Origin of the sequence: Klebsiella spallanzanii (assembly GCF_902158555.1) — a bacterium.
GTDB lineage: Bacteria > Pseudomonadota > Gammaproteobacteria > Enterobacterales > Enterobacteriaceae > Klebsiella > Klebsiella spallanzanii.
Genome location: NZ_CABGGS010000001.1, coordinates 196,880 through 221,065, shown reverse-complemented (window position 1 = coordinate 221,065; position 24,186 = coordinate 196,880). Strand labels below are relative to the sequence as shown.

General features: G+C 48.8%; 25 protein-coding genes. 15 read left to right on the top strand and 10 right to left on the bottom strand.

The window, feature by feature from the left end; all coding sequences use genetic code 11:
• The first annotated feature begins 26 nt into the window (after positions 1-26).
• Both FN082_RS01040 and FN082_RS01035 read left to right on the top strand, forming a co-directional pair.
• Positions 27-1,772 (top strand): SGNH/GDSL hydrolase family protein, encoded by a 1,746-nt coding sequence (locus FN082_RS01040; protein WP_142980983.1) that lies wholly within the window; start codon positions 27-29, stop codon positions 1,770-1,772.
• A 2-nt stretch (positions 1,773-1,774) separates the two neighbouring features.
• Positions 1,775-2,527: a hypothetical protein gene (locus tag FN082_RS01035; RefSeq protein WP_142980982.1), complete on the top strand. Its 753-nt coding sequence runs from the start codon at positions 1,775-1,777 to the stop codon at positions 2,525-2,527.
• Positions 2,528-2,895: 368 nt separating this feature from the next.
• On the opposite strand, the gene FN082_RS01025 is transcribed toward FN082_RS01035, so the two are convergent.
• Positions 2,896-3,978, bottom strand: a complete 1,083-nt coding sequence (locus FN082_RS01025) for an acyltransferase family protein (RefSeq protein WP_235892111.1) — start codon at positions 3,976-3,978, stop codon at positions 2,896-2,898.
• A gap of 1,060 nt (positions 3,979-5,038) precedes the next feature.
• On the opposite strand from FN082_RS01025, the gene dacC reads away from it, so the two are divergent.
• Positions 5,039-6,241, top strand: a complete 1,203-nt coding sequence (gene dacC / locus FN082_RS01015; protein ID WP_142981156.1) for a serine-type D-Ala-D-Ala carboxypeptidase — start codon at positions 5,039-5,041, stop codon at positions 6,239-6,241.
• 28 nt (positions 6,242-6,269) lie between these two features.
• Here the strand turns inward: dacC and deoR are convergent, their stop codons facing one another.
• A complete protein-coding gene (gene deoR, locus FN082_RS01010) occupies positions 6,270-7,028 on the bottom strand; it encodes a DNA-binding transcriptional repressor DeoR (RefSeq protein WP_139537090.1) in 759 nt (252 codons plus the stop codon).
• A gap of 126 nt (positions 7,029-7,154) precedes the next feature.
• Entirely contained in the window at positions 7,155-7,748 is a 594-nt protein-coding gene (gene ybjG / locus FN082_RS01005) for an undecaprenyl-diphosphate phosphatase (RefSeq protein ID WP_139537091.1), read from the bottom strand.
• 318 nt (positions 7,749-8,066) lie between these two features.
• Between ybjG and FN082_RS01000 the strand changes: the two genes are divergently transcribed.
• Positions 8,067-9,302 (top strand): MFS transporter, encoded by a 1,236-nt coding sequence (locus FN082_RS01000; RefSeq protein ID WP_142980979.1) that lies wholly within the window; start codon positions 8,067-8,069, stop codon positions 9,300-9,302.
• Positions 9,303-9,349: 47 nt separating this feature from the next.
• On the opposite strand, the gene FN082_RS00995 is transcribed toward FN082_RS01000, so the two are convergent.
• Both FN082_RS00995 and FN082_RS00990 read right to left on the bottom strand, forming a co-directional pair.
• Entirely contained in the window at positions 9,350-10,162 is an 813-nt protein-coding gene (locus tag FN082_RS00995) for a Cof-type HAD-IIB family hydrolase (protein ID WP_139537093.1), read from the bottom strand.
• Complete coding sequence (locus FN082_RS00990) at positions 10,162-11,364, bottom strand: MFS transporter (protein ID WP_142980978.1); 1,203 nt, start codon at positions 11,362-11,364, stop codon at positions 10,162-10,164. Before FN082_RS00990 ends, FN082_RS00995 begins: the two co-directional genes overlap by 1 nt.
• Positions 11,365-11,545: 181 nt before the next feature.
• Between FN082_RS00990 and FN082_RS00985 the strand changes: the two genes are divergently transcribed.
• Positions 11,546-12,091 carry a TetR/AcrR family transcriptional regulator gene (locus FN082_RS00985; protein WP_142980977.1) on the top strand — a complete coding sequence of 182 codons (546 nt, stop codon included), beginning with the start codon at positions 11,546-11,548 and terminating at the stop codon, positions 12,089-12,091.
• On the opposite strand, the gene FN082_RS00980 is transcribed toward FN082_RS00985, so the two are convergent.
• From FN082_RS00980 to FN082_RS29910, 3 genes are all read right to left on the bottom strand, one after another.
• A complete protein-coding gene (locus tag FN082_RS00980; RefSeq protein WP_142980976.1) occupies positions 12,041-13,192 on the bottom strand; it encodes a glycosyltransferase in 1,152 nt (383 codons plus the stop codon). The two genes, FN082_RS00985 and FN082_RS00980, sit on opposite strands and share 51 nt — an antisense overlap.
• A gap of 95 nt (positions 13,193-13,287) precedes the next feature.
• Positions 13,288-14,529 carry an enterochelin esterase domain-containing protein gene (locus FN082_RS00975; RefSeq protein WP_142463807.1) on the bottom strand — a complete coding sequence of 414 codons (1,242 nt, stop codon included), beginning with the start codon at positions 14,527-14,529 and terminating at the stop codon, positions 13,288-13,290.
• A gap of 39 nt (positions 14,530-14,568) precedes the next feature.
• Positions 14,569-14,727 (bottom strand): hypothetical protein, encoded by a 159-nt coding sequence (locus FN082_RS29910; RefSeq protein WP_185931920.1) that lies wholly within the window; start codon positions 14,725-14,727, stop codon positions 14,569-14,571.
• A 459-nt stretch (positions 14,728-15,186) separates the two neighbouring features.
• Here FN082_RS29910 and FN082_RS00970 point away from each other — a divergent pair, with 459 nt between their 5' ends.
• The 5 genes from FN082_RS00970 to FN082_RS00950 all read left to right on the top strand — a co-directional run bounded on the left by FN082_RS00970 (position 15,187) and on the right by FN082_RS00950 (position 18,352).
• Complete coding sequence (locus FN082_RS00970; RefSeq protein WP_142980975.1) at positions 15,187-16,710, top strand: MchC protein; 1,524 nt, start codon at positions 15,187-15,189, stop codon at positions 16,708-16,710.
• A 5-nt stretch (positions 16,711-16,715) separates the two neighbouring features.
• Positions 16,716-17,150, top strand: a complete 435-nt coding sequence (locus FN082_RS00965; protein WP_142980974.1) for a toxin-activating lysine-acyltransferase — start codon at positions 16,716-16,718, stop codon at positions 17,148-17,150.
• 137 nt (positions 17,151-17,287) lie between these two features.
• Positions 17,288-17,491 carry a hypothetical protein gene (locus FN082_RS00960; protein ID WP_142980973.1) on the top strand — a complete coding sequence of 68 codons (204 nt, stop codon included), beginning with the start codon at positions 17,288-17,290 and terminating at the stop codon, positions 17,489-17,491.
• A gap of 19 nt (positions 17,492-17,510) precedes the next feature.
• Entirely contained in the window at positions 17,511-17,765 is a 255-nt protein-coding gene (locus tag FN082_RS00955) for a microcin H47 (RefSeq protein WP_142463811.1), read from the top strand.
• Between the two features lie 236 nt (positions 17,766-18,001).
• Positions 18,002-18,352: a hypothetical protein gene (locus tag FN082_RS00950; protein WP_142980972.1), complete on the top strand. Its 351-nt coding sequence runs from the start codon at positions 18,002-18,004 to the stop codon at positions 18,350-18,352.
• A 367-nt stretch (positions 18,353-18,719) separates the two neighbouring features.
• Here FN082_RS00950 and FN082_RS00940 read toward each other — a convergent pair whose 3' ends face one another.
• A complete protein-coding gene (locus FN082_RS00940) occupies positions 18,720-20,405 on the bottom strand; it encodes an aspartate:alanine antiporter (RefSeq protein ID WP_142980970.1) in 1,686 nt (561 codons plus the stop codon).
• Between the two features lie 267 nt (positions 20,406-20,672).
• Here FN082_RS00940 and ybjM point away from each other — a divergent pair, with 267 nt between their 5' ends.
• Positions 20,673-21,056 (top strand): inner membrane protein YbjM, encoded by a 384-nt coding sequence (ybjM, locus tag FN082_RS00935; protein WP_139537099.1) that lies wholly within the window; start codon positions 20,673-20,675, stop codon positions 21,054-21,056.
• 6 nt (positions 21,057-21,062) lie between these two features.
• Here ybjM and FN082_RS00930 read toward each other — a convergent pair whose 3' ends face one another.
• Positions 21,063-21,326, bottom strand: a complete 264-nt coding sequence (locus FN082_RS00930) for a GrxA family glutaredoxin (protein WP_110275282.1) — start codon at positions 21,324-21,326, stop codon at positions 21,063-21,065.
• A 203-nt stretch (positions 21,327-21,529) separates the two neighbouring features.
• Between FN082_RS00930 and FN082_RS00925 the strand changes: the two genes are divergently transcribed.
• From FN082_RS00925 to FN082_RS00910, 4 genes are all read left to right on the top strand, one after another.
• The gene (locus FN082_RS00925; RefSeq protein ID WP_139537100.1) at positions 21,530-21,820 is read left to right on the top strand and encodes a YbjC family protein; all 291 of its coding nucleotides are present in this window, start codon (positions 21,530-21,532) and stop codon (positions 21,818-21,820) included.
• The gene (gene nfsA / locus FN082_RS00920; RefSeq protein ID WP_142980969.1) at positions 21,804-22,526 is read left to right on the top strand and encodes a nitroreductase NfsA; all 723 of its coding nucleotides are present in this window, start codon (positions 21,804-21,806) and stop codon (positions 22,524-22,526) included. The genes FN082_RS00925 and nfsA overlap by 17 nt, the downstream gene beginning before the upstream one ends.
• Before the next feature lie 116 nt (positions 22,527-22,642).
• Positions 22,643-23,545, top strand: a complete 903-nt coding sequence (gene rimK, locus FN082_RS00915) for a 30S ribosomal protein S6--L-glutamate ligase (protein ID WP_139537102.1) — start codon at positions 22,643-22,645, stop codon at positions 23,543-23,545.
• A gap of 89 nt (positions 23,546-23,634) precedes the next feature.
• On the top strand, positions 23,635-24,114 hold the full coding sequence (locus FN082_RS00910) for a type III secretion system chaperone family protein (RefSeq protein WP_139537103.1): 480 nt from the start codon (positions 23,635-23,637) through the stop codon (positions 24,112-24,114).
• Positions 24,115-24,186 lie beyond the last annotated feature (72 nt).

Genomic DNA, 24,186 nt, shown 5'->3' with positions numbered 1-24,186 from the left:
CGAAGCCTCTTTTTGGAGCAAAAAACATGGCTGCAGATGAACTGAATCCGCCGCTGGGAACGACGACGCCGGAAATATTCATGGACAACGTTAAGCGCGCTGACGAGCTGGTTAACGGTCCGGCCGGAACGGTTAACGACCGCGGCGGTGAACCACTCGATACCTGGCGTCAGATGATGGCGAAAAACGATGAGGTCAGGCAGAACCTGATCCCACTCAGCAAGCAGTATCAGACGCTTGAGGCGGCTCAGGCAGATATTGCGAATATCCCTGATGGCAGCACTACGTATTACCGCAGCCCTGATGACAGCACGCTCGCTATCGAGATCATGAACGTTGGCGGAACGCTGACCGCTACCGGGCGAGAAATGCCATCCATCAGAACGATTGATGACAAAATTGATTCTCGCCTTGTCCCCGGCGATTACTCTCCAGCGATGATTCCGCTATTTCATGATAATGATGGGAAAGTACCTGTTTATCTTGATAACGGGAGACTGGATGCGGCCGGGTTAGGGCCAGTTCTACAAGAGATAATTGCTGACACGCCAAATAATCTTGTCGAACAGATGATTACGCAGTACACAACCTATAGTCCCGCTTTTTTCCCGTTTGCTCATGACCTGAACGGTAATGTCTATGCATGGTTTGACGGTGGCCTTTTTGATGCAGCGGGTGTTGGGCCTGTTTTAAAGGGGTTTATTAAAAATTTCATAGGCACTTCTGGTGTATCTTCCAGTTCATTTATTGAGGGTGATCAGTATAAATTCACATTCAAACGCGGACGTGTTTTTAATGGTCAGGCCGCCAGTGTCAATGTAGCATTCACTGGTAATTCGTGGACAGAAAGAAAAACTATTCCGCAGTCACTTATTAATGTGCTCGGCGGCAATTACAAAGACCCTGGCTGGATTAGTTGCTCAGACAGGACTGATGGGGTAATGGCGGGAATTTCACCTGTCGTTGCGACGAATTTTACTAAATATGATGGAGGGAGTAATAACACGAACCCACCACCGTATGGATGCGGACCGGATGGGAATGGATATTACAATAATAATACCGTTGGCTCGCTGTCCTGGACCGGCATCACAGCAACCGATCTTTCAGTTTTTTATTATGATGGTTCCGGAACGTTCACCATCACAATTGATGGTGGCAATCCTGTAACTATCACTGGCGCGAACACAGGAACGGCTAAAAAGCACGATATCAGTGGGCTATCCGCAACAGCCCATAGCGTAACGATTCAGAGCCTGGGAAGTGGGGTTGTATCCATTTTGGGGATGTATGGAAAGAACAGCGCTGTGCGTTCCGGCGTAACCGTTTCAAGGATGGGGAATGGCGGCGCTATCGCGAATGATTTTTTCAACTTCTCTGCATGGATTGCGCCTGTTGCGCAGCATCTGGATTTAGACCTGCTATTTGTTATTTTAGATACAAATGATTATAGATTGAGTAGGGGCCTTACAGAATACAGGGCGGGCGTTACAGAGGTTATAGCCCAGTACCGAGCTGCAACTCCAGATATTTGTATTTGCCTTGTCTCCTCAGGGCAATGCAATGCAACGGCTACACCTTCACTTAATGAATATGACCAGGTCGCAAGAGAACTTGCCGTAGAGTATAATGTGAACTTTATTAGTGGTTATCAGCTGTTCCCCAAAACCTACGACAACAGCAACGGCGCATGGGATGATGATCTCCATCTTAGTTCCCTTGGGGCTTATATATTAACAAACAAAATGAAAAACGAATTTTTTCAGGAGTAAATATGTCAATCACTTCAATTAAAATAAATGGTGTTCTGCCCGTAGTGCCGGGAATGAAAACGCTTGATGACTTTGTGGTTACAAACTGGTTCTCTGATTTCCCGGTGGTTACCGGAACGAACAAAGGTGGATATTATTTTAGTGATATTGTAACCGACATAACGCTAAACTCTTTCAATAATGCATTGCCGCTAATCGAATACGGCACATTTGATAATTCACAGGGATATATCAGCGTTAATTCCAGCAACTATCTTGATACCTCTGTTATTGATTCAGGTAATACTAAAATAATTGCTGTAATTCGACGGCCTCCAGTCCACACCGATGGGAGTGTTTATTTCGTTGCGGATTTTTCAACTGCCAGCGGATCCGGGATTGGCGTTGCCCTGGGAATCGGCACCGATGGCAACCTGAGAATGGCGGCGCAAAATGCAGGCGGCTCGCTGGGGCTAGCAACAGTGGCATGGCCTGCATCTATTGCCGTAGGTGATTTGTGTGCTGTGGCAGGGCACGCTTATCAAGGCCAGGTTTACGCTGCCGTTTACAACCCGGCAACGCTAAATTATGTCGGATCGTCAGCATCATTGAGCGGAACAAAATCCGCTGGAACTAAATCCCTGCTAATCGGCAAGCGGCCTGACGGCAACACTTCGACCACTTCAATCGATATCAAATCGGCTGTTCTGATTGATGGTCAGATTACAGGAGCGGAACAGCTTGCGGTAATGCAGTATATGCTGGCCATGAACTGATTTACCGCCAGTCCCATTAATCGATAGCCGCAACTTTCTTGATTTTCCATCCCCTTAAAACAACTGTGTTCATAAACAGTATTCATGGGAGGATAACCATGCTCAGACAGTCGGGTATCAACCAGGCCTTTCGGGAATCAATTCGACGAAACTCGAAAGGCTTTCAGTCCCTGTACAAGAGGGACTTTGTTTTCTCTCTGGTAGCTCTGGGAATTCACATTTCCTTTCCGGAAGCCTATAGATGGATTGAAAGTCGTCAAATATGTTTTGCTGCTAAGACACCAGATTACAGTGAATCCTATGAGCATTATCGGCGCGAACTCGCGAGCTATCATCACTTGAAACGCATTCACTTTAACTAACTCCTGTCAAGCTCCAATAACTTTGCTTTTGTGTAATGTTTTTGTTATTTTAATAACGGTTAATGATATAGCTAAAGTTATGATAATTATCAAAGCCGAATAAATTATATTATTAACTGATGCTAATTTTTTGTTTAACAACAAAATCGGTATTGGGTGAAAAAAATAAATGTAGTTCGGAATGTTTTTGTTTATTTTTATCCCGAATTTCATGTTTTTAAATAACAAAAAAACAGCTGGGCATAGTATTATAAGAGAAAGGTAAATATCGAATGACATTGATTTAGATAGTGGCTGTTGAGATATGAATTTGGTGTGATTTATAAATATTTCAATCCCAAATAATATGATGGCAAACAAACAAATTATTATTGTTGTTCTCTGCGGCATATGTGTCCATTTAGTTCTAAAAAGATATCCGATAAACATAAAAGGTAATCCAATAGTGAAAGCATTTCTGTATATGGAATAACGTTGTGGGAGATCTGGATTTATTGTATGTTGATATGATGTATATATTTGAATGAAGAAGCCGAAAAGAAAAAAACAAACAGATATTATTAATAGTGGTGTGCTGTTCTTCAAATAAAATATTATCAATCCTGCAATTATCATTGCCTGTATATACCAGAGATGTGAGTAACCAGCCAACAATGCATGAGCTATTGTTTTTATTGATGTGGTGAGTGTTGAATAATCTAACCAAAAAAAAGCGTAAAGAGCGGTAAGCGATAAATAAATGCAGGTTGACTTAATTAACCATTTCTTGAATGAATTTTTTGTGGATGGTAAAAAATATCCGTTCATTATAAAAAATACTGGAACAGCTATTCTAAAAAAACCATTTGACGTAAAGGTATCAAGCAGTACGCTGTTATCCAAAAATATTCTTGTATGAATAAAAACGACCATGATGCTGAGTGTTAATTTTAACGAATTAAGGCTGTAAATATTTTTATCTGTATTGGCATGTAAGAATGATTTATTCATGACTGTAACCAAATGTAATTTTAAGCGAAAATACAGGAGAACATCGGAAAAATCAACCTCCTTGCAGGTTGTAGGTGAGCGGCGACCGACTGCCCACATCAAGCGGGCACTTCTGATGTATAGGTCGCTGAAGTGCTCGGAGTTGCAACGCACGTGATCAACGATATGAGGCAGGATGATAGCCCTGTTTGATAACTTGGTGAGAGTAACCTTACTTTAACTACTGTTTCCTGAAATTAACATCTGAGATAATAACTCAACGAAGGATAGAGGAAAGAGTGGTTGAATGTGAGCAGTAAGGAAGCGTTAACGTTCGTACAATTTTTGATAATTAATAGTAACCTTGCCAAAGTCTCAGATACCTGGGCTGATTTGTGGGCATTGATTTTCCACACGAACCTTAGTGCGGGTAGGCTGCTGGCGCTTCGTTATGATGACATAGATGGCAATTCGATACTGATACGAGAGAGGGGGAGGCTGAAAGCGCTGCGCGTTGAAATTCCACCTACGGTGATGGCGATGATAGCCCGGCGACGGGAAAGGCATCCAGAGGATATTTTTGTGTTCCAGAGCCATTCAAATCGTGTGAAGAACGAATGTCGGCCAGTCACTTTAATTGCTTTCAATACTGCGTTGAGGCATGCGTCTAAATCGCTATCAGTAGTCACGGTAAGCAGTAACAGTGCCAGAAATATCACAAATTAAGTGTCCACCCATCAGCCGTATCGCAAATTATTATATAAAGCGGATTGCGCATAAACTCGCCACCAACTCCCGAGGGCCTTCTCTTTGGTGAGCTGTTTTTTGGGGCAGATTTTGGGGCAAAGTGGTGTTTGGGGCACAATTTGGGGCAATCAAATGTCTGTATTTGTCTGCATTTGTCCAGAAGTCAATCACTCTATATCTTTGAAAATGAAGCAGATCATTGAATTTGCTAAACTATTTTTTTGCATGCCATAATAAAGTTAATATTTAGGCAACCGCGATCAAAAAAATTGCTCTGTTTGCAGCAGCAGGCGGGGTTATTGCGTAAACTTTAAAAACTTTACCAACTCGCTGTTTCTTTAAGGTCATTTGTACGCTTTACTCACCGGCTGCTGCGGCGCCGAAAGAGTGTGGCGGCATATTTTTGTTTGGAAAGGATACTTGGGTGGCTCTTATGACGCATGATACTTTTTCCCTTCGCGGCCTCGCGGCAGGCTGCGCGCTTTTATTTCTCGTTGCGCCTGCGGTTCAGGCTGCAGAACAACTCCCCGATGCGCCGTCGATTGATGCGCGAGCCTGGATCCTGATGGACTATGCCAGTGGCAAAGTGCTCAGCGAAGGCAATGCTGATGAGAAACTCGACCCGGCAAGTCTGACCAAGATCATGACCAGCTACGTTGTCGGCCAGGCGTTAAAGGCGGGCAAGATTAAGTCTACCGACATGGTGACCATCGGGCGTGATGCATGGGCAACCGGTAACCCGGCGCTGCGCGGCTCTTCGGTGATGTTCCTCAAGCCGGGGATGCAAGTATCGGTAGAAGATCTTAATAAGGGCGTCATCATTCAGTCCGGCAACGATGCCAGCATTGCGATTGCCGACTACGTGGCTGGGAGCCAGGATGCGTTTGTCAGCCTGATGAACGGCTATGCGCAAAAGATGGGCCTGACCAACACCACCTTTATGACCGTGCACGGTCTGGATGCGCCGGGTCAGTTCAGTACCGCCCGCGATATGGCGCTGCTCACCAAAGCGATGATCCATGACGTGCCGGAAGAGTATGCTATCCACAAAGAAAAAGAGTTCACTTTTAACAAGATTCGTCAGCCGAACCGTAACCGTCTGCTGTGGAGCACAAACCTCAACGCGGATGGCGTAAAAACCGGGACAACCGCCGGGGCTGGCTACAACCTGGTTTCGTCAGCGACGCAAAACGATATGCGCCTGATTGCCGTCGTGCTGGGAACCAAAACTGACCGCATCCGTTTTAATGAGTCAGAAAAGCTGCTGACCTGGGGTTTCCGCTTCTATGAAACCGTGACGCCGATTAAACCTGACGCGACTTTCATTACCCAGCGCGTCTGGTTTGGCGATAGCAGCGAAGCGAAGCTGGGAGCGGGCGAGGCCGGTTCCATCACGCTGCCGAAAGGCCAGCTGAAAAACCTTAAGGCCAGCTACACCCTGAACGATACTCAGTTGACCGCTCCGCTGACCAAAGGGCAGGTTGTTGGCACCATCGACTTTAAACTCAATGATAAAACCATTGAGCAGCGGCCGCTGATTGTCATGGAAGCGGTCAACGAAGGCGGCTTCTTCAGCCGGATGGTTGATTTCGTGCTGATGAAACTGCACGGCTGGTTTGGCGGCTGGTTCTCTTAAGACGCAGGCCGCGCCCTGCGGGGCGCGGTTAGTAAAGAAGTGAAATCTGTTTTTCTTTTGCCAGCGCCAGCAGGTCATCATCCGGGCAAACGTCGCTGGCAATCACGTCAAACTGCGCTAAATCGCCCATTCGCGCCGGTCGAACCTTACCGAATTTACTGTGATCAACGACCAGCACATGGTAGCGAGCGCTTTTCATCGCCCAGTGTTTTACCGGCAGCTCTTCCAGGTTAAAGCAGGTTGCTCCCTGCTCGCAATCAATGCCTGCGGCGGAATAAAACGCGATATCCGGGCAGAGATGGCTCAACGTATCCTGCAGGCTCAGCGGTTTAAAAATGGCGTTGCTGGCGTGAAATTCACCGCCGCATAAAATCGCGCGGCACTGGGGCTTTTCCTGTAAGGAAAGAAAGGTATTGAGCGAATAGCACACGCCAGTAAAGGGCAGGGCGTTGTCGATGGCGTCAATAATCCACGGCGTAGTCGTTCCGCAGTCGAAAAAGGCCATCTGATGGGCCTCAAGCAGTTTCGCCGCATGGCGGGCGGCGCGGCGTTTTTCATCGACCAGCCGCGTTTTCTGGTCGCTCAGCAGGTAGTGCGTCGCGCTGCGTGGTTCCAGCACAATATAGCCGCCCAGCAAAACAACCGGGCCGCTATGGCCGTTGAGGTCGCGACGAATGGTCATCTCTGACACGCCAAGCAGGGTGGCTGCTTCTTTTAGATGGAGTTTATCACTGCGCTTGAGTGCCTGAATAAGCTGGCTAATGCGTTCGTCACGACGAGTTTCCATGTTCCCTCTAAGCTGAAAGCGCCCTGCATTGACAGGGCGTCAGCGGCAATTTTACCTGCCGGAAGAGGGTTAGTCACGTGGTGGAGCTAAGACCATCCGCAACTTTACCGGCTGGTCAGGAATGGGCTATCCGCGCACCCAGCCTTTGCGAATTGGTAGCGAAAAGAACAGGCGGTACAGCCGCTGCAGATGCTGATAAAGGATTTTTCCGCCGCTTTGCCACAGCAGCTGGGCGCTTAGGCAGGCGCTCATCGCGGTGAGTAGTCCGCCCAGCATGTCCATCGGCCAATGAACGCCGAGATAGACTCTGGACCAGGCAATCGCGCAGGCAATACCGATAAGCAATGCTCCCGACCACAGTCGGTGCCAGAACATAAAAGCCAACGCAAAGGTAAAGCAGATAGTGCCGTGATTGCTCGGAAAGGAGTTATTTGGCGAATGGTGCAGGAAGTTATAGCCAACACCGGCGGCAAACGGACGTTCGTGCGGAAAAAAAACACCAAATATCCATGAAAGCGTAAGGCTAACGGCGAGTGCCATCATAACTTTAAATACTAACTGACGTTGGTTAGGCCCCCAAAGCCATAAAGCGAATACCAGTAATGGCACAATAATAATCAGGTCTTTGGCGATAAACGTCGCGATTTCAATCGCCCACCAGGGGGAATCGGGAGTTGCATTGAGCAATGCAAACAGCGCGTAGTTGATATTTTCCAGCATACATCCAGGCTCTTTAGTCCGTTAGCAACAAGCCGCCCACCTTAAAAAATGGTGGCGATAAGGTAAAGCAGTATTGTCTTAATTATCAGTTTGTTATGAATGAAAGCGTGAGTGTGTCTTCGTTAACAGACTGAATAAGGGAGTATATAGCGTGTAATCTAATTGAAACATAAACGAAATATATACAGTTAGATTTTCCTTAGCTGATGGGATTGTTATGCCAGGAGGCGAAAATTTTTTATCGCGGCTCACAATTCGCTATCTCCCCGGCGCGACTTTCATTAAACTTTGCGCGGTTTTATTTAAATAAGAGATTTCATGCAGAATTATTCACTCTCGGGTAAACGCCTCGGACGCCAGGCGCTGCTCTTTCCGCTGTGCCTGGTGCTCTACGAATTCTCCACTTATATCGGCAATGACATGATCCAGCCGGGAATGCTCTCGGTGGTGGAAGAGTTTGGCGTAGGTAATGAGTGGGTGCCGACTTCGATGACCGCCTACCTGGCTGGCGGTATGTTTTTACAGTGGCTGCTGGGGCCGCTATCAGACCGTATCGGCCGCCGTCCGGTGATGCTGACCGGCGTCGTGTGGTTTATCGTGACCTGCCTGGCGACGCTGCTGGCGCAAACTATTGAGCAGTTTACGCTGCTGCGCTTTTTGCAGGGTATCAGCCTCTGCTTTATTGGCGCGGTCGGCTATGCGGCGATACAGGAGTCTTTTGAAGAGGCGGTTTGTATCAAGATTACCGCCCTGATGGCTAACGTTGCGCTGATTGCGCCGCTGCTCGGGCCGCTGGTGGGCGCGGCCTGGGTTCACCTCCTGCCGTGGGAGATGATGTTTGTTCTGTTTGCCGTGCTGGCCGCTATTGCTTTCTTTGGGCTGCAGCGGGCGATGCCGGAAACGGCTACCCGCATCGGTGAGAAGCTATCGGTCAAAGAGCTGGGGCGCGATTATCGCGAAGTGCTGAAGAACCTGCGCTTTGTCGCCGGAGCGCTGGCGACCGGCTTTGTCAGCCTGCCGCTGCTGGCATGGATTGCCCAATCGCCGGTGATTATCATCAGCGGCGAGCAGGCGACCAGCTATGAATATGGCCTGCTGCAGGTGCCGATTTTTGGCGCGTTGATTGCCGGTAACCTGGTGCTGGCGCGCCAGACTTCACGCAAAACGGTGCGCTCGCTGATTATTCTCGGCGGCTGGCCGATTATGATTGGCCTGCTAACCTCTGCGGTGGCGACGGTCGCCTCGACGCATGCTTATCTGTGGATGACCGCCGGGCTGAGCGTTTACGCATTCGGCATTGGTCTGGCGAACGCTGGCCTGGTGCGCCTGACGCTGTTTGCCAGCGAGATGAGCAAGGGGACGGTGTCGGCGGCGATGGGCATGCTGCAAATGCTGATCTTTACCGTTGGTATTGAAGTCAGTAAGCATGCCTATGAATCTGGCAGCAGCGGACTGTTCAGCCTGCTAAATCTGCTGAGCGGAGTGCTCTGGCTGGCGATGACGGTCTACTTCCTGAAGGATAAGAGCGTGGGTAATGCCCACGAGCCGCAGTAATTCTATAATGCCCTGCTGCGAAATCAGGCGTCGCAGCAGGGACCTCGTCAGGCGAACGGCGCTTCACGATTTAGTACTTTATCAATAATATGCAGCACGCCTTCTTCGTTATTGTGCGGCGCATCGTAGCCAGCAACGGCTTTCACCGGGGCGGCAGCATTGGCCATAGCAAACCCGAAACCGGCGTGTTGCAGCATCTCTATATCGTTGCCGCTATCACCAAAAGCCACAACTTCATGGTTCTCAATGCCCCAGCGTTCCTGCAGGATACGCAGGCCGTTGGCTTTATGGACCCCGGGAATTATCAGGTCAATGCTGCCGTAGCCGGTGGCAACCGCTGTCACCATGTCGCCCAGCGCAGCGTGTAGCTTCGGCTGCATCTGCGGGATCAGGTGATCTGGCACGTTGAGACCGAATTTCAGAATCACATCATCAATATGATTGAAGTCGTCGACCAGTTCGAGGCGATGATAGTACTTCGCCGCGACCGCTTTCAGCTCGTCATTATATTGATTGAGGGTATAAGCGCTGCGTTTACCGCAGGCGATAATTTCAATATTGGTCAGCGTCTGGAGATGGTCGATGACGATATTGAAATGCTCTTTCGGCATCTGGCAGTTAAAAACGTCATCTCCGGCGCTCACCACCCAGCCGCCGTTTTCGGCGACAAAGGCTATCTCATTAGCGACTTCAGGGAAGAACGAGATGAGCTGATAATACTGGTTGCCGCTGGCGACCACGAAGCGGATGTCTTGTTCGCGCATCCGCTGATACTGCGCGAGGAAGCGCTGGCGGTTATAGGTTTTGGCATCGCTCAGAAAGGTGCCGTCCATGTCTACCGCAATCAATTTGATGCTCATTAACTGTTCTCCATGACAGGTTCAGGTTGTGGCTTCGCCACCGCGCGGGCGACGATTGCCGCGACCAGTACCAGCGCCAGCACCACCATCATGGCGCTGCGCAGGCCGAAGTGTTCGCCCAGGAATCCCAGCAGCGGCGGCCCGACGAGGAAGGCGAGGTAGCCGGTGATCGCCACCACGCTGACGCGCTTCGGCGCATCGGGGCCGGTGTCGCTGGCGGCGGAAATAGTGAGCGGGAAGCCCAGCGATGCGCCGAGACCCCATAATAGTACGGAGATACCAGCGACCCACGCGTTATCGACAAAAATAATCAGGCCAATACCCAGCGCACCCATCACCGCGCTGGCACGAACCACCGTTACCCGGCTGTAGCGGTCAATAAACCAACCGCCGGTAAAGCGGCCAATGGTCATCCCGAGGGTGAAGCCTGCGTAAATCAGGGAACCGGAGGTTGGGCTAAAGCCGTGACCATCAACCATCAACAGCGGTAGCCAGTCGTTGGCGGAGCCTTCGGCAAAGGCCATTGCCAGGACGATCACGCCAATCAGCAGCAGTTGAGCATCGCGCCATATCGGCAGTCCTTTTCCTTCATGTTGCGCGGCTTCCGCTGCATTTTTACCGGTGCCGTCAGGAATAGCGCGAATGGCGATAGCGATAGGGGCGATAGCCACCAGCGCCGCCAGCAGAATATGCGGTGCGGCGGGTAAGCCGAAGCCGGTCACCGCCATACCAATTCCGGCGCCGATCAGCGTGCCGAAGCTGTAGAAGCCATGCATCATCGGCAGGACGGTTTTATTCATTTCACGCTCAACGGCAGCGCCTTCGACGTTAATGGCTACTTCAGCTGAGCCAAAGCTGGCGCCGAAGATGGCTAATCCAACGGCAAACAGTACGGCTGACGTAAACCACAGCGCAATGCTGAGCACCAACATGCCCACTACCGCGCAGGACATGGTGGCGCGAATGACTTTACGGGTGCCGAATCGATTGACCAGCCACGCAGAGCAGAGGATGCCGCTCATCGAACCTATTGATAGTCCAAATAATACAATCCCCATTTCTGCCGTGGATAGCGTCAGCAAATCGCGAATCGCCGGCGTGCGGGTTGCCCATGATGCCATGAGTAATCCGGGGATAAAAAAGAACATGAAGAGCGCCCACAGCCTTAGCTGAAGGGCTCTGCGGGAGGTTTGCGCTGTCATCCGTAAAGGCCCGTGAGTGAAGAGATGAAGACAACAGTAGCAAGGTTGTGTACATTTGTACATCCAGGTTGCTTGCTGCTGGCTGATTTTTTATTCGCCTCAATGATTCGATTCAGCCTGAGGGATCATGTAAGCCTGGGTCATTAGATTTAGCGTCCATTTGCCTGAAAGAGGAAAACTTATGGCCCGTCGACCAAACGACCCGCGGCGTCGGGAGCGCATACTGCAGGCGACGCTGGACACGATTGCTATACACGGCATCCATGCGGTAACGCACCGGAAAATCGCCACCTGTGCGGGTGTACCGCTGGGCTCGCTGACGTACTATTTTAGCGGTATTGAAGCGCTGGTCGAAGAAGCGTTCAGCCTGTTCACCGGCGAGATGTCGGTGCAGTATCAGCAGTTCTTTGCCGATGTGGGTAATCGCGAAGAGGCCTGTGACGCCATTGCCGAGCTGATTTTTAGCGCCCAGGTTACCACCGCGCGCAATATGGAGCTGATGTACCAGCTTTACGCCTTTTGCAGCAGCCAGCCGAACCTAAAAGCGGTGATGCAGAACTGGATGTTACGCAGCCAGCAAACCCTCGAGCAGTGGTTTGAACCCGCGACCGCCCGCGGGCTGGATGCCTTCATTGAGGGCATGACGCTGCACTTCGTCACCGACAGAGCGCCGCTATCAAGAGAAGCGATTCGGCTGATGGTGGGAAGGTTGGCGGGGGAAATATGAACATTCCACTTTTTCTACCAAAAGCTTCGAAACTTCAGAAGGACTGGCCTGGGCAGCCATTTCAGCTGCGACCTGTGCTGAAACGTTGCGTAGGGTTGTATCGCTAAGAAATGTATTGATGAGTTTAGTGGTCAAACCATTATTGTCAGGGATAATTCCGCAACCCCTTTCCATTACGGCTCTGGCATTAACGGGGCGATCTGCACCTTGCCCAAAAACAATCTGGGGTATTCCACCGCGCAGGGCAGTCAGCGTATTACCTGCGCCACCATGATGAATAAATCCATCGGCACCGTTGAGAAATACTCCCATAGGGATCCAATCAACAAGCCGGACATTTGGTGGTAATTTTCGCAATCCAGTGCGCGCGTTAAGCGATAGCTGTAAAATTATTTCCGCATCTACTTCGCCGGCAGAATCCATAACCCAGGATATTAGATCCAGTCCATCAACCATAGGCTTAACTGTGCCAAGGCTTATCAACAAGCGTTTTCTGTCAGGATGCCTTTCCCACCACGTGTCCCATACGGCTCCTCCGTTGTAAGGTACATATTGCATTGAAATGATAGGTTCGCCGTCATTTTTAAGAATACTCATACTTGGAGGCGTAACATCAATCCAGGCAAGATCTTGTGGGGGAGAGGCAACGCCATGGCGGGTATAAGTATCGGCCAAAGTTTGTGTCATCATTTTTATGTGCAAGGAGGTATGAGCGAATCCTACCGTCTGCATAACTGCGGGAACACCATACTTAGCCGCAATTAACGGGCCTACTGGGCCAAGTGGTGGATAGATTATCAAGTCAGGTTGCCACTTGCCTGCAAATTCAATTAATTGATCGGCCATATCATTACTAAAAAAAGAAAAATTGCCTACTATATTGTTCTGCTTCCGAATTTTTTCTCGACGTTGATAATCAGCTTCTGAATCGAGGTCGGGGGCAGCATTGAATACGACTAAACCAGCTTCAGCCGCTTTTTGCGCAAATTTACCTGCGCTAGCAATCAGTACTTCATGTCCATTTACACGAAAGCCCTGAGCGAGTGAAAGTATTGGATATAATAGGCCATATAAGGGTGGACCAATAAATAGAACACGCACAAGAAATTCTCCTGCTGGAAATTAATGCCGATACTCCACTTTTTGAAGTATCTATCTGTTACAGCCAAATTAGCTAAAGAGTGTTTATCTGAATGTCAAAGTGTTGCTAGCCCATCAAGAAGGGCCCCACGCCACCATGCATAATCGTGACCGCCAGAATAAATAGAAAGAACACTTTCCACTCCGGATGCAAGTAACCCTTGATGTAGCTGCTGGACATGTGAAACGGTGGCCCCTTCTAAGGATCCTACGCATAAATTGATTTGCACTTTTTTCGGAGGCCGGGATAATACGCGTTTACTTACCCAGGATATATCATTTTCAGTAAACCTGAAGGGAGGAGTATCTCTGTCTGGTGACCACCACATTGATGGAGAGTGGCAGATTATGGAGCCAAAAGTTTCTGTCGCGTATAAAGCGGCCATCAATGCGCTAACACCTCCAAGGCTTTGGCCCGCGAAAACGGTTTTTGAACGTCCTGCCCATACTCTGTCGGGATAATTTTCTCGTAATTGGGGAATTAAGTTGTCGACAATATTGAGTATAAATTCACTGTTTCCTCCCAGGATTGTTGAACGATCTGATTCATCAAGATTATCAATTCCTAGTACGGCTATAGGGCTGATACGACCATTTTTAATCGCGATATCTATGGGTTCCAGTACTCCTATGCGGTCAAACCATGTTTCTGCATCTGGTAACACAAGTAATCCCAGTGGGATGGTGTTGGCTACATCAGGAAAATAGGTGCGAATACGGCGTTTACGGCTGGCAATAAGTGAGTAAGAACTGATAAGTTTTCCAGAGTAAGTACCCTGCAGATCAATCCATTCATTTTGTTCGGGCGCGTCTTTTAGCGACAAAATCGACTCTTTAACACCACTTCCTGAGTTGATACTCGGTGCTTTGTTAAGTGGATCTGATTGTCCAGTAAGAGGGGAAAAGCGACCACCAAGAGCAGTCATTTGTTCAGGTGTCGTTCCCTGTGGTATTTCGATTATCGAATATGAACCTCGATATGTTGCTGGTAATCTAAGGGTTAGCGTCCAGATGTCGCTTGATGGGATACGAGTCATCAACCCTCTTGTTACATTGCGTTTATCTGTCACTCGGTTCAAGCGAACATAAACGCTCAATAGAGGCTTCTCTGAGCGCCATAAGAAAGTGACTTCATAGAATTTACCGATTCCATTAGATTCGGCAATCAGGGGCGTGCTCAGGTTTTTTACATCATTCCAGAATTGCGCAATATCCAACGATGTACATGTGGATAACTGGGCACGTATACGCATTTCAGTACTGACATTACGAAGTGCAAAAGAGGATACTATTCTCATTTATGAAGTTCCGTGAAATGAATTTGTGAATTTTGTTTGTTACAGTTCATAACCGCATCCACTGCAGTTATTTTCTCCGCAGCCACAAATATATTCATCGTGTTCTATTTTTTGTGAAGTAACATGAACTATATGAAGGTCGATAGCGAAGGTAGAATTCTCTGCTGTAAGTAAAGGGGATTTTTCATCATTAATCATGTGTTTCTCCATAACTGAAGGTTGTATATATGCATAAAACTATGATGTAGATAAATGCCTATTTATTAATTGGGTGAATGACAATGTCTGTCTCTTATTTATCTATATAACGTAAATTATCATTTGACTTTGTAGTTACACTATGACATTTTTTCGCCATAAGTAAATGACAATCATTCTCTTTTGATGGGGTGGAATGAAAAAATGGAACTTGCAGTAAATCAGAAAAAATCAGATAGCAGTAATCACATTGATACAAAGACGATCATGTCATCTTTAATCATGTTAACAACTCTTCTCGAGTATTCGATGCTGATGTTTTGATAGAAAACTTCAGAGCTATATTGGTAATAGTATCAAACTTAACGTGATGAGTTTGCCATAAGTTGAGCGAAAAATATTTTATCGCGTTCATGAATTTATTCGCCCTTATATATACCCTATGGAGAATTTGACCAGATGAAGTATTCTCTTTCGCTTAGCGACCTGACGGTGAACCTTATTCCTTTTACCGCACGGCGGGTAGATTCTATCTTGATATGGTGTGCTCCTGAAATCTCAGATAGAGAAACTTTGCAAAACAACTGTAGCTATCTGGTTGATCCAGACAGTTCCGCTCATGCAAAGATATTCCAGGCGGAACGTTATGGTGGTAGTGGGCTTCAACGTAACGGCGGAGGTGCTCGTTGCGGTTTTGATGGCCTTAATCAGATAAAAGGAATCGGAGCTAACCTTTTAGTTGGGGAAGGTTCAGACAGACACCATTCCAATGGTGCGCTTGATGTTAACGACGCAATTTATGAGGCTTTATGGGGCGAGGTATTGGCGGATGTCTTGCCTTATGGGGCCGTAAGAGCGCGGGCTGTTTTGCTGACTAACAGCTTCATACAGAATTCACGCATTCCTTTGCGACGCGCATTACTGGTTCGTGAACCTGTAATTCGTCCTGCACATTTTGAGCGAGCACCTTACTTTCGGCCACAATTTGAATATATTGGGCAACTGATGCATGACGCCCGAAGAGTCAAAGCGGTGATCCCCATGCTGCCTGGATGTCTACCGATACCGTTTGAAGGTTTTAGTGTAGAAGCTCAATGCAATCCGCAGCTTTATTGTATTGAAGGTTTATGTGAACTAGCTCGGCGACAGGCTTGGCAAATGGCGTTTTGTCGTACACGTTTTTTACGATTGACTACCTCTCCTTCAAATATAGCGACAGATGGCCGGCTGTTGGATTTCAATGGGCTCAGATGCTTATTTCCTGGTGATTATCGCGATAATTTTGATCACAGACTTCGGGTTGTACAGATGATGAAAGAACCATGGGTTCTTCAGCAAGGATTGTCCGATCTTTGTCTGTATCTTGGTAAATACCTGTTCGACTCCTCTTTCACGCTGATTGCCCGGCAGCATGTTGAGAATACTTTTCGAGACACCTTCCAGGAAGCTTGTTACCGGGGTTATCTGGAATTACTCGGTATACCTACAGAGAATTTGCAAATAGGACGTATACCTGAATTACTGAAGCAACTGGTCAATAGTTTTATCACCTTGCTCGAAAAACGTAGTGAAACTTTGTATTGCCCGCAGAGAATTGAAGGAGAGGAGTCTCAGTTGCAAGTGTTAGTGATGAGTTTAATCCACCTTAGCCAAAGGCAATTTATTCCTGATGATAGCGATATAGAACATGATGTTTATTTTCTTGAAGCATTACGACATTTTACTGACACGATTTATTGGCTAGCAGAAATACAAGGCGATGATATATCTAGAATTATGCAAGGAGTTGAACAGCGAGCCAGAAAAAGGCTCCAGCCCAGAGATATTCTTGGGAAAGTGCGAATGTCTGATGAAATTTCGGGCATACTAGATACTTATGGTAATGATGCCTTATCTTTGCAACAAGCATTCACCGAAATGGGAAGCAGAATGCAACTATTTGCAAGAGAGGCGTTAGGTCGTCAGCTATATATCCCAAGGTGATAAAAATGACGTTGTATATCAGTGAAAAAGTCAATGGTCAGGAAAAGTGGTCGGTTCAGGAGCAGATCGGTTTTGCAGTGAGTTGTATGTTTCATTCTCGTAATTACAGTCTTTATCCTGTTTTAAGTATTCAGCTCTGGACTGAATTTGCTATACAGCATAATCAGATAAAATTCCTCTTCGACAGAAGTGGGCTTCCTTTAGCGTATATTACCTGGGCATATCTGGAAGCGGATACTGAAGCGCGTTTGCTTAACGATCCTGAGTTCAGGCTTCATCCCTCCGAATGGAATGAGGATGGTAAAATCTGGCTTCTTGATTTTTGTTGCAAGCCTGGATTTGGCCGTAAGGCGATTGAACGCTTCATTCAGCTACATCCATGGGGACAAGGGCGACCACATTGGTTAAGCAGGAAAAAAAAGATCATGCGCCTTCGATAGTTAATAATGGCTTTATGCAATACAGTATATTTCTGTATTTTATTGATTGTCATGCTATATAACTTGAATGTTTTGCATCAACATACTGATGAATCATCGATCAACCGGGACGACTCATATCTTAAGGGAAATTAAAAATGGATCGTAATGCTAAATCATTCTGGATTAATAAAATATCAGCTGTTTTGAGTTTCCCTCTTACAGTCATATTTGTTTCATTCTCATCGTTGAAAATTATGGGGGAGGATAATTCTTTTGTTGATATATTATTGGCTTGTATCGTTTATTTAGGTTTTGTAAATTTATTTAATGCATTTAAAAAACTCATGAATTTTTTATAGAAAACTAAAAGGAAATGGTATGCGAGAATTAACTCAATCTCAACTAGAATATGTTTTTGGTGCTGGTGGTGCCCCAGCAACAGTCGCAAATGCTACAGGCATGGGGATTATTATTGGATCTCTGGGGGCTATTGCTACAGGTATTGTTGCTGGAAGCCCTGTTGGACCTGGAGGAATGATACTTGGCGGTATTTTGGGCGGGCTAAGTGTTGCCGTTGGTGCAAACACAGGTAGTTCAGGAGGTGCTACCTCTGGAGCTGGTTGTGGTTATTAATCGATAACAATATAGCAAACCTGGCATAGGTCTGACTTAGTGGAAGGTTCTCCAATCCCTGAGGGCCGATAACAATTGTAGTACTGTTCTGCGCGGCTATTTGTATTTAGTCTATTGCTGAAAATACAGCACATTTATATTAACCATTGAGATGAAAATGAAGCAATTGACGGTTATCTCTGCAGGATTATATGAAAGCGTTGATCGCAATTGCGCGCTTGCCGCAGGAGCTATGATTGTTTCTGTCTTTGGGGGCCAGTTGCGGCTATCGCGGCGGGGATGACGGCTATAGGTGCTTGTACTTCCTCCTCAAGCGCGGCAAGCAGTGGGGCATGGCAAATACGGTGAAAAACATGCTAGATAAATTTATAAATTTTGAAATGAAATTTTTATTTTTCACCAGTGATAAAATTAATATATTAATGGTGAGTGTATTTTCTGCATTTTTAATGTATTTAGCATATCACTTGCCAGATAAAGAGTGGCTGGTCTTTGTCACTGGTATATTGATCATATGGGAGAGAGTTCTCTTGTTAAAAATCAAAAAAATGCAGTCTTCGTTGCCTCCAGTGGATAGCGGTGACTGATGCCCTGTGCCCAGATATGCTGAGCCGTGACATGACCTCATTTGGTCGTGTGCTCTGGTCATCGGTTTATTTGCAAGCCAATTGCGATAAATATTTCATTAAAGGGAGAGAGCTCATATGGGCTCGGATTAGCCGATCCGGGCCCAGCCAGGCACCGAACCGTACTCGATTCCCTCACTACATCAGTTGCCATTTTCATACCGCCTGGCTACAAAATTCAGACAACAAAAAACCCATCAACCTTGAACCTAAGCGGCGGGGTTGATGGGCTCCACAAAATGGGGACATCAAAGAAAAGCAGTGGCACTACTTATGACTGATGCCAGCAAAAAAAGTTCTGCGTATGTGCGTTTTTTTTCTGAAAAACTTACTGTAACCCCGGCCAGATGATGACAATCAGCGTACCAGCCAGGGTTAACAACACGTTAGCGATGGCATAAGTGCCGGCGTATCCCAGCGCCGGAATGTTGCTGCGCGCGGTATCGCTGATGATTTCCATTGCCGGGGCGCAGGTGCGGGCACCCATCATTGCGCCGAAGAGCATCGCGCGGTTCATACGCAGGACGTATGCACCGAACAGGAAGCAGATAACCACCGGCACCAGGCTGACGATGAGACCCGCCGCCAGCATCTGGCCACCGACGGCGCCGAGGCCGTTATTAATGCCCGCTCCTGCGCTGAGCCCTACACCGGCCATAAACACCATTAATCCAAACTCTTTCACCATATTCAGCGCGCCCTGCGGGATATAGCCGAACGTCGGGTGGTTAGCTCGCAGGAAGCCGAGCATGATCCCGGCAAACAGCAGACCGGCGGCGTTACCGATGCCGAAGCTGAACGAACTGAACTGGAAGGTAATCATGCCGATCATCAGGCCAACGATAAAGAAGGCGCAGAAGGCGAGCAGGTCGGTCACCTGGCTGTGAATAGAGATAAAGCCGATGCGGTCCGCAACGGTTTTGACGCGACGCGCATCGCCGCTAACCTGCAGCACGTCGCCTTTGTTGAGGACGACGTTATCGTCGATAGGCATTTCAATCTGGCTGCGGATAACGCGGTTTAAGAAGCAGCCGTGGTCGGTCAGCTTTAACTGCGCCAGGCGGCGGCCAACGGCATTGTGGTTTTTTACCACGATCTCTTCGGTGACAATGCGCATATCCAGCAAATCACGATCGAAGACCTCTTTGCCGTTACGAAAGCTTGGGTCGAGGCGGGCGTGCGCATCCGGATAGCCCACTAGCGCGATATCATCGCCCATTTGCAGAACCGCATCGCCGTCCGGATTCGCCAGAATACCGTTGCGGCGAATGCGCTCGATGTAGCAGCCGGTCTGGCGGTAAATGCCCAGCTCGCGCAGGTTTTTACCATCTGCCCACGCCACCAGCTCCGGACCGATGCGGTAGGCGCGGATCACCGGCAGATAGACCTTACGCCGGGAGTCGGTATCGAGTCCGCGTTCGCGGGCGATTTGCTGGGCGCTGGTTTGCAAATCCTGATGCTGTAGCTTTGGCATATAGCGCGCGCCGACAATCAGGCTCACCAGACCAATCAAATAGGTCAGGGCGTAGCCGAGGCTCAGATGATCGAGCGAGAGGGCTAGCTGGTCGCTGGCCATGCCAAAGTGGCGTAGCGTATCCCCGGCGCCAACCAGCACCGGAGTGGACGTCATTGCTCCGGCGAGCATCCCGGCCGTCAGGCCGATATCCCAGCCGAACAGCTTACCCAGCCCCATGGCGATCAGCATTGCGCTGCCGACCATCACCAGAGCGAGCATTAGGTAATTTTTCCCATCGCGAAAAAAAATAGAAAAAAAGTTGGGGCCCGCTTCTACGCCGACACAAAAAATAAACAGCATAAAGCCGAGATTCAGAGCATCAGTGTTAATACTGAAATGCTGCTGGCCTAATAATAGGGAAACGACTAAAACGCCAATGGAATTACCAAGTTGTACCGACCCAAGACGCAGTTTCCCGAGGCAAAGACCTAATGCAAGTACAACGAACAATAACAGGATGTAATTCCCGTTTAACAAATCTGCGACGTTTATATTCACGAAAGCCAACTTCTCATTTACTAGTAAGTTGTTGAAGGAAATGGTTATTTGGTCTAAGGTTGGACCAGCGTTTGCGTTGTCCAGAACGCTATTCTGGCATCCCGTTATAACCAGCAAAATATAGTCGATAGTTTAATCTTTCCTGCGGGCTGCGGCTAGTAACAATCGTTTTTACCTTGACGGGATCTTTTATTGGCATGGATTGCCAGAATCTTTATCTGACTGGGCGAAGTGGAAGTTGGTTAGAGGCAAAATCAGGAGGATGTCGTGAAATCTGAGCGTGCTTGGGCCGGTATTATCTGTGGGTTCTTTCTATTTATTGTGGTTTGTTTGTCACTGTTGTTACATATGAAAGGTGCCTTTCGGGCTACCGGTAACCCTGAGCTCGGGCTGCTGTTCTTTTTGCTACCCGGTGCGGTGGCAAGCTGCCTCTCTCCCGGTCAACGGGTGCTTCGTCCGCTTATCGGCGCCATGCTGGCTGCTCCCATCTGTCTGGTGGTGATGCGGCTTTTCTTTGTGACTCAGCGTTCTTTCTGGCAGGAGCTGGCGTGGATGTTCAGCGCGGTATTCTGGTGCGCGCTTGGGGCGCTTTGCTTTTTGTTTATTTGCGCCTGGCTTGATACCAGACGCAAGCATACCTCAGAAGATTGAGCTATCTCAGGCAAATAGGCCGAGATTCTCTTTCGCCCAGGCTTCAAAGTCGGTGCAGCCGCCAATGTGTTTCTGGTCGACAAAAATCTGCGGTACGGTCTCAACCGGTTTGCCCACGGTTTTTTCCAGATCGGCTTTGCTGATGCCTTCGGCGTGAATATCAATGTAGCGATAGTTGAAATCATCACGCTCATTGGTCAATTTTTCAGCCAGTTCTTTGGCGCGAACGCAATACGGACAACCTGGACGACCAAAAATTACGGTAAACATCGTTTCTCTCCTTAAATCTCAGCCTGATGGCGAATGGCGCGTATCATGCCGCGTTATGATGCTAAGGAAAAGAAGGTTCTGCCTTTTGCTTTGATGGTTTAAGGCTATGTTTGATAAATATCAGGTTGATGAAACCGCTATACTGGCCCGATACGTGACCAGTTTTGCCTGGTTGCGCGAATGATTTGGATCGGAGGAGCGTGATGCGATCGCCCGCAGCATTACCTAAAAGCGTACTGGTGGTAGAGATTATCGGCATGGTGCTATTGACCCTTGCCTGGCTCTCGCTCAACCAGTACGTCAGCCTGCCCGCGCCGTTTTCCAGCCCGACGGCGGCGCTGTTGATGATTTTCGCGGGGATCCTGCTAATGCTTCCGGCCGCCATAGCGTTGATGTGGCGGGTGGCGAAAGTGCTTGCCCCGCAGCTGACGCAAACCAAAACCCCACCTTCATCATTGCCTGACAGAGAAAAACGAGATGACGCCGACCATTGAGCTGCTGCGTAGCCACCGTTCTATTCGCCATTTTACCGACGCGCCAATAAGCGACGAACAGCGCGCCGCGATTATTGCCAGCGCGCAAGGGGCTTCCAGCTCCAGTTTTCTACAATGTTCCTCTATTATTCGCGTTACCGATCCTGAGATACGTCAACAGCTGGTACCGCTAAGCGGCGGCCAGCAGCACGTGGCGCAGGCCGCTGAGTTTTGGGTATTCTGCGCCGATTTTAACCGCAATCTGCAAATCTGCCCGGACGCTCAATTGGGCCTGGCCGAACAGCTGCTGCTGGGCTGCGTCGACACTGCGATTCTGGCGCAGAATGCGCTAGTGGCGGCGGAATCTCTTGGTTTAGGCAGCGTCTATATCGGCGGTTTGCGTAATAATATTGATGCGGTGACCGAGCTGCTGAAGCTTCCGCAGCACGTGCTGCCGCTGTTTGGCCTGTGCCTTGGCTGGCCTGCCGATAACCCTGATGTGAAACCACGTATGCCGTCGGCGATGCTGGTGCATGAAAATCACTATCAGCCGGTAGACGATGCGGTACTCGCGGAATATGACGAACAGATGGCGCAGTATTATCTCTCTCGCGGCAGCAATACGCGCCGCGATACCTGGAGCGATCATATTCGGCGGACCATCGTCAAAGAGAGTCGTCCGTTTATTCTCGAATATCTGCATAAGCAGGGGTGGGCTACGCGCTGATTGCGTGTAAACTGCACCCGGGCTGACACAAGGAGATTCCGCCAGGTCAGCGCTAATTTTAGATGTTGTTCGCTACCAGAGGCCCGCCAGAGCGGGTCTTTTCGCAGAGGTGCAGGGTGAAAATTGCCATATTATCCCGGGATGGAACGCTTTATTCATGTCGACGCCTGCGTGAAGCCGCGCAAAAACGCGGTCATCAGGTGGAAATCCTCGATCCGCTTTCCTGCTATATGAACGTCAGTCCGGTAGCCTCATCGATTCACTACAAAGGTCGCCAGCTCCCACATTTTGATGCGGTTATCCCGCGTATCGGAACGGCAATCACCTATTACGGTACCGCTGCGCTGCGTCAGTTTGAACTGTTGGGTAGCTATCCGCTAAATGAGTCGGTGGCCATCACGCGCGCGCGCGACAAGCTGCGTTCGCTACAGCTGCTGGCGCGCCAGGGGATCGATCTGCCGCTTACCGGTATTGCCCATTCGCCCGACGATACCAGCGACCTGATTGCGATGGTAGGCGGCGCGCCGCTAGTGGTGAAGCTGGTGGAGGGCACTCAGGGGATCGGCGTCGTGCTGGCTGAAACTCGTCAGGCCGCTGAGAGCGTCATTGATGCTTTTCGCGGCCTGAACGCGCATATCCTCGTGCAGGAATATATCGCCGAGGCGAAAGGGCGAGATGTACGCTGCCTTGTGGTGGGGAATGAAGTGGTGGCGGCGATTGAACGGCGGGCGAAGGAGGGCGATTTTCGCTCCAATCTGCATCGCGGCGGCGTGGCAACGGTAGCGATCATTAGCGAGCAAGAGCGTGAAATGGCGATTAAGGCGGCGCAAACGCTCGGGTTAGACGTCGCAGGCGTTGATATTCTGCGCGCCACGCGCGGTCCCCTGGTGATGGAGGTCAATGCTTCTCCTGGCCTGGAAGGGATTGAAACGACCACAGGTGTCGATATTGCCGGGAAGATGGTCGCCTGGATCGAGCGTCAGGCGACGCCTGAATTTTGTCTGAAAATGGGAGGATAATTCCCTTTCACGACACCGTCATGGTATACGGCGCTTTTTTTGCGTAAGCTATGGCGTCGCATTTTCCACAGTAAGAGGTTACAGGTCATATGGATTCACTGGTCGTTCCGGGTCTTGATACGTTACGTCAATGGCTCGACGAATTAGGCATCAGCTTTTTTGAGTGTGATTCCTGCCAGGCATTGCATTTGCCGCATATGCAAAACTTCGAAGGCATTTTTGATGCCAAACTTGACCTGGTGGATAACGTGGTGCTTTTCTCCGCGCTGGCTGAAGTTAAACCTTCAGCGCTGCTGCCGCTTTCTGCCGATCTTTCGGCCATTAACGCCAGTTCATTGACCGTGAAGGCGTTCCTCGATATTCAGGATGATAATCTACCGAAACTGGTGGTTTGTCAGGCGTTGACCGTCGGCGTTGGCGTAACGCTCGATCAGTTTGCCTGGTTCTTCCGCCAGAGCGAAGAACAGATTTCCATGGTTATCCTCGAAGCCAGCGCCAATCAGGTGCTGTATAAGTCTGAGGAAGAAGAGTCGGTTGCTGAGAATATTCAGTACCATTTTCTTCACTAAGCCTGTCGAAAAATAGCGCAGCCACTGCCATGGCGGCTGCGTATTTCCAACTTTTATTCTGCTATTAACCTT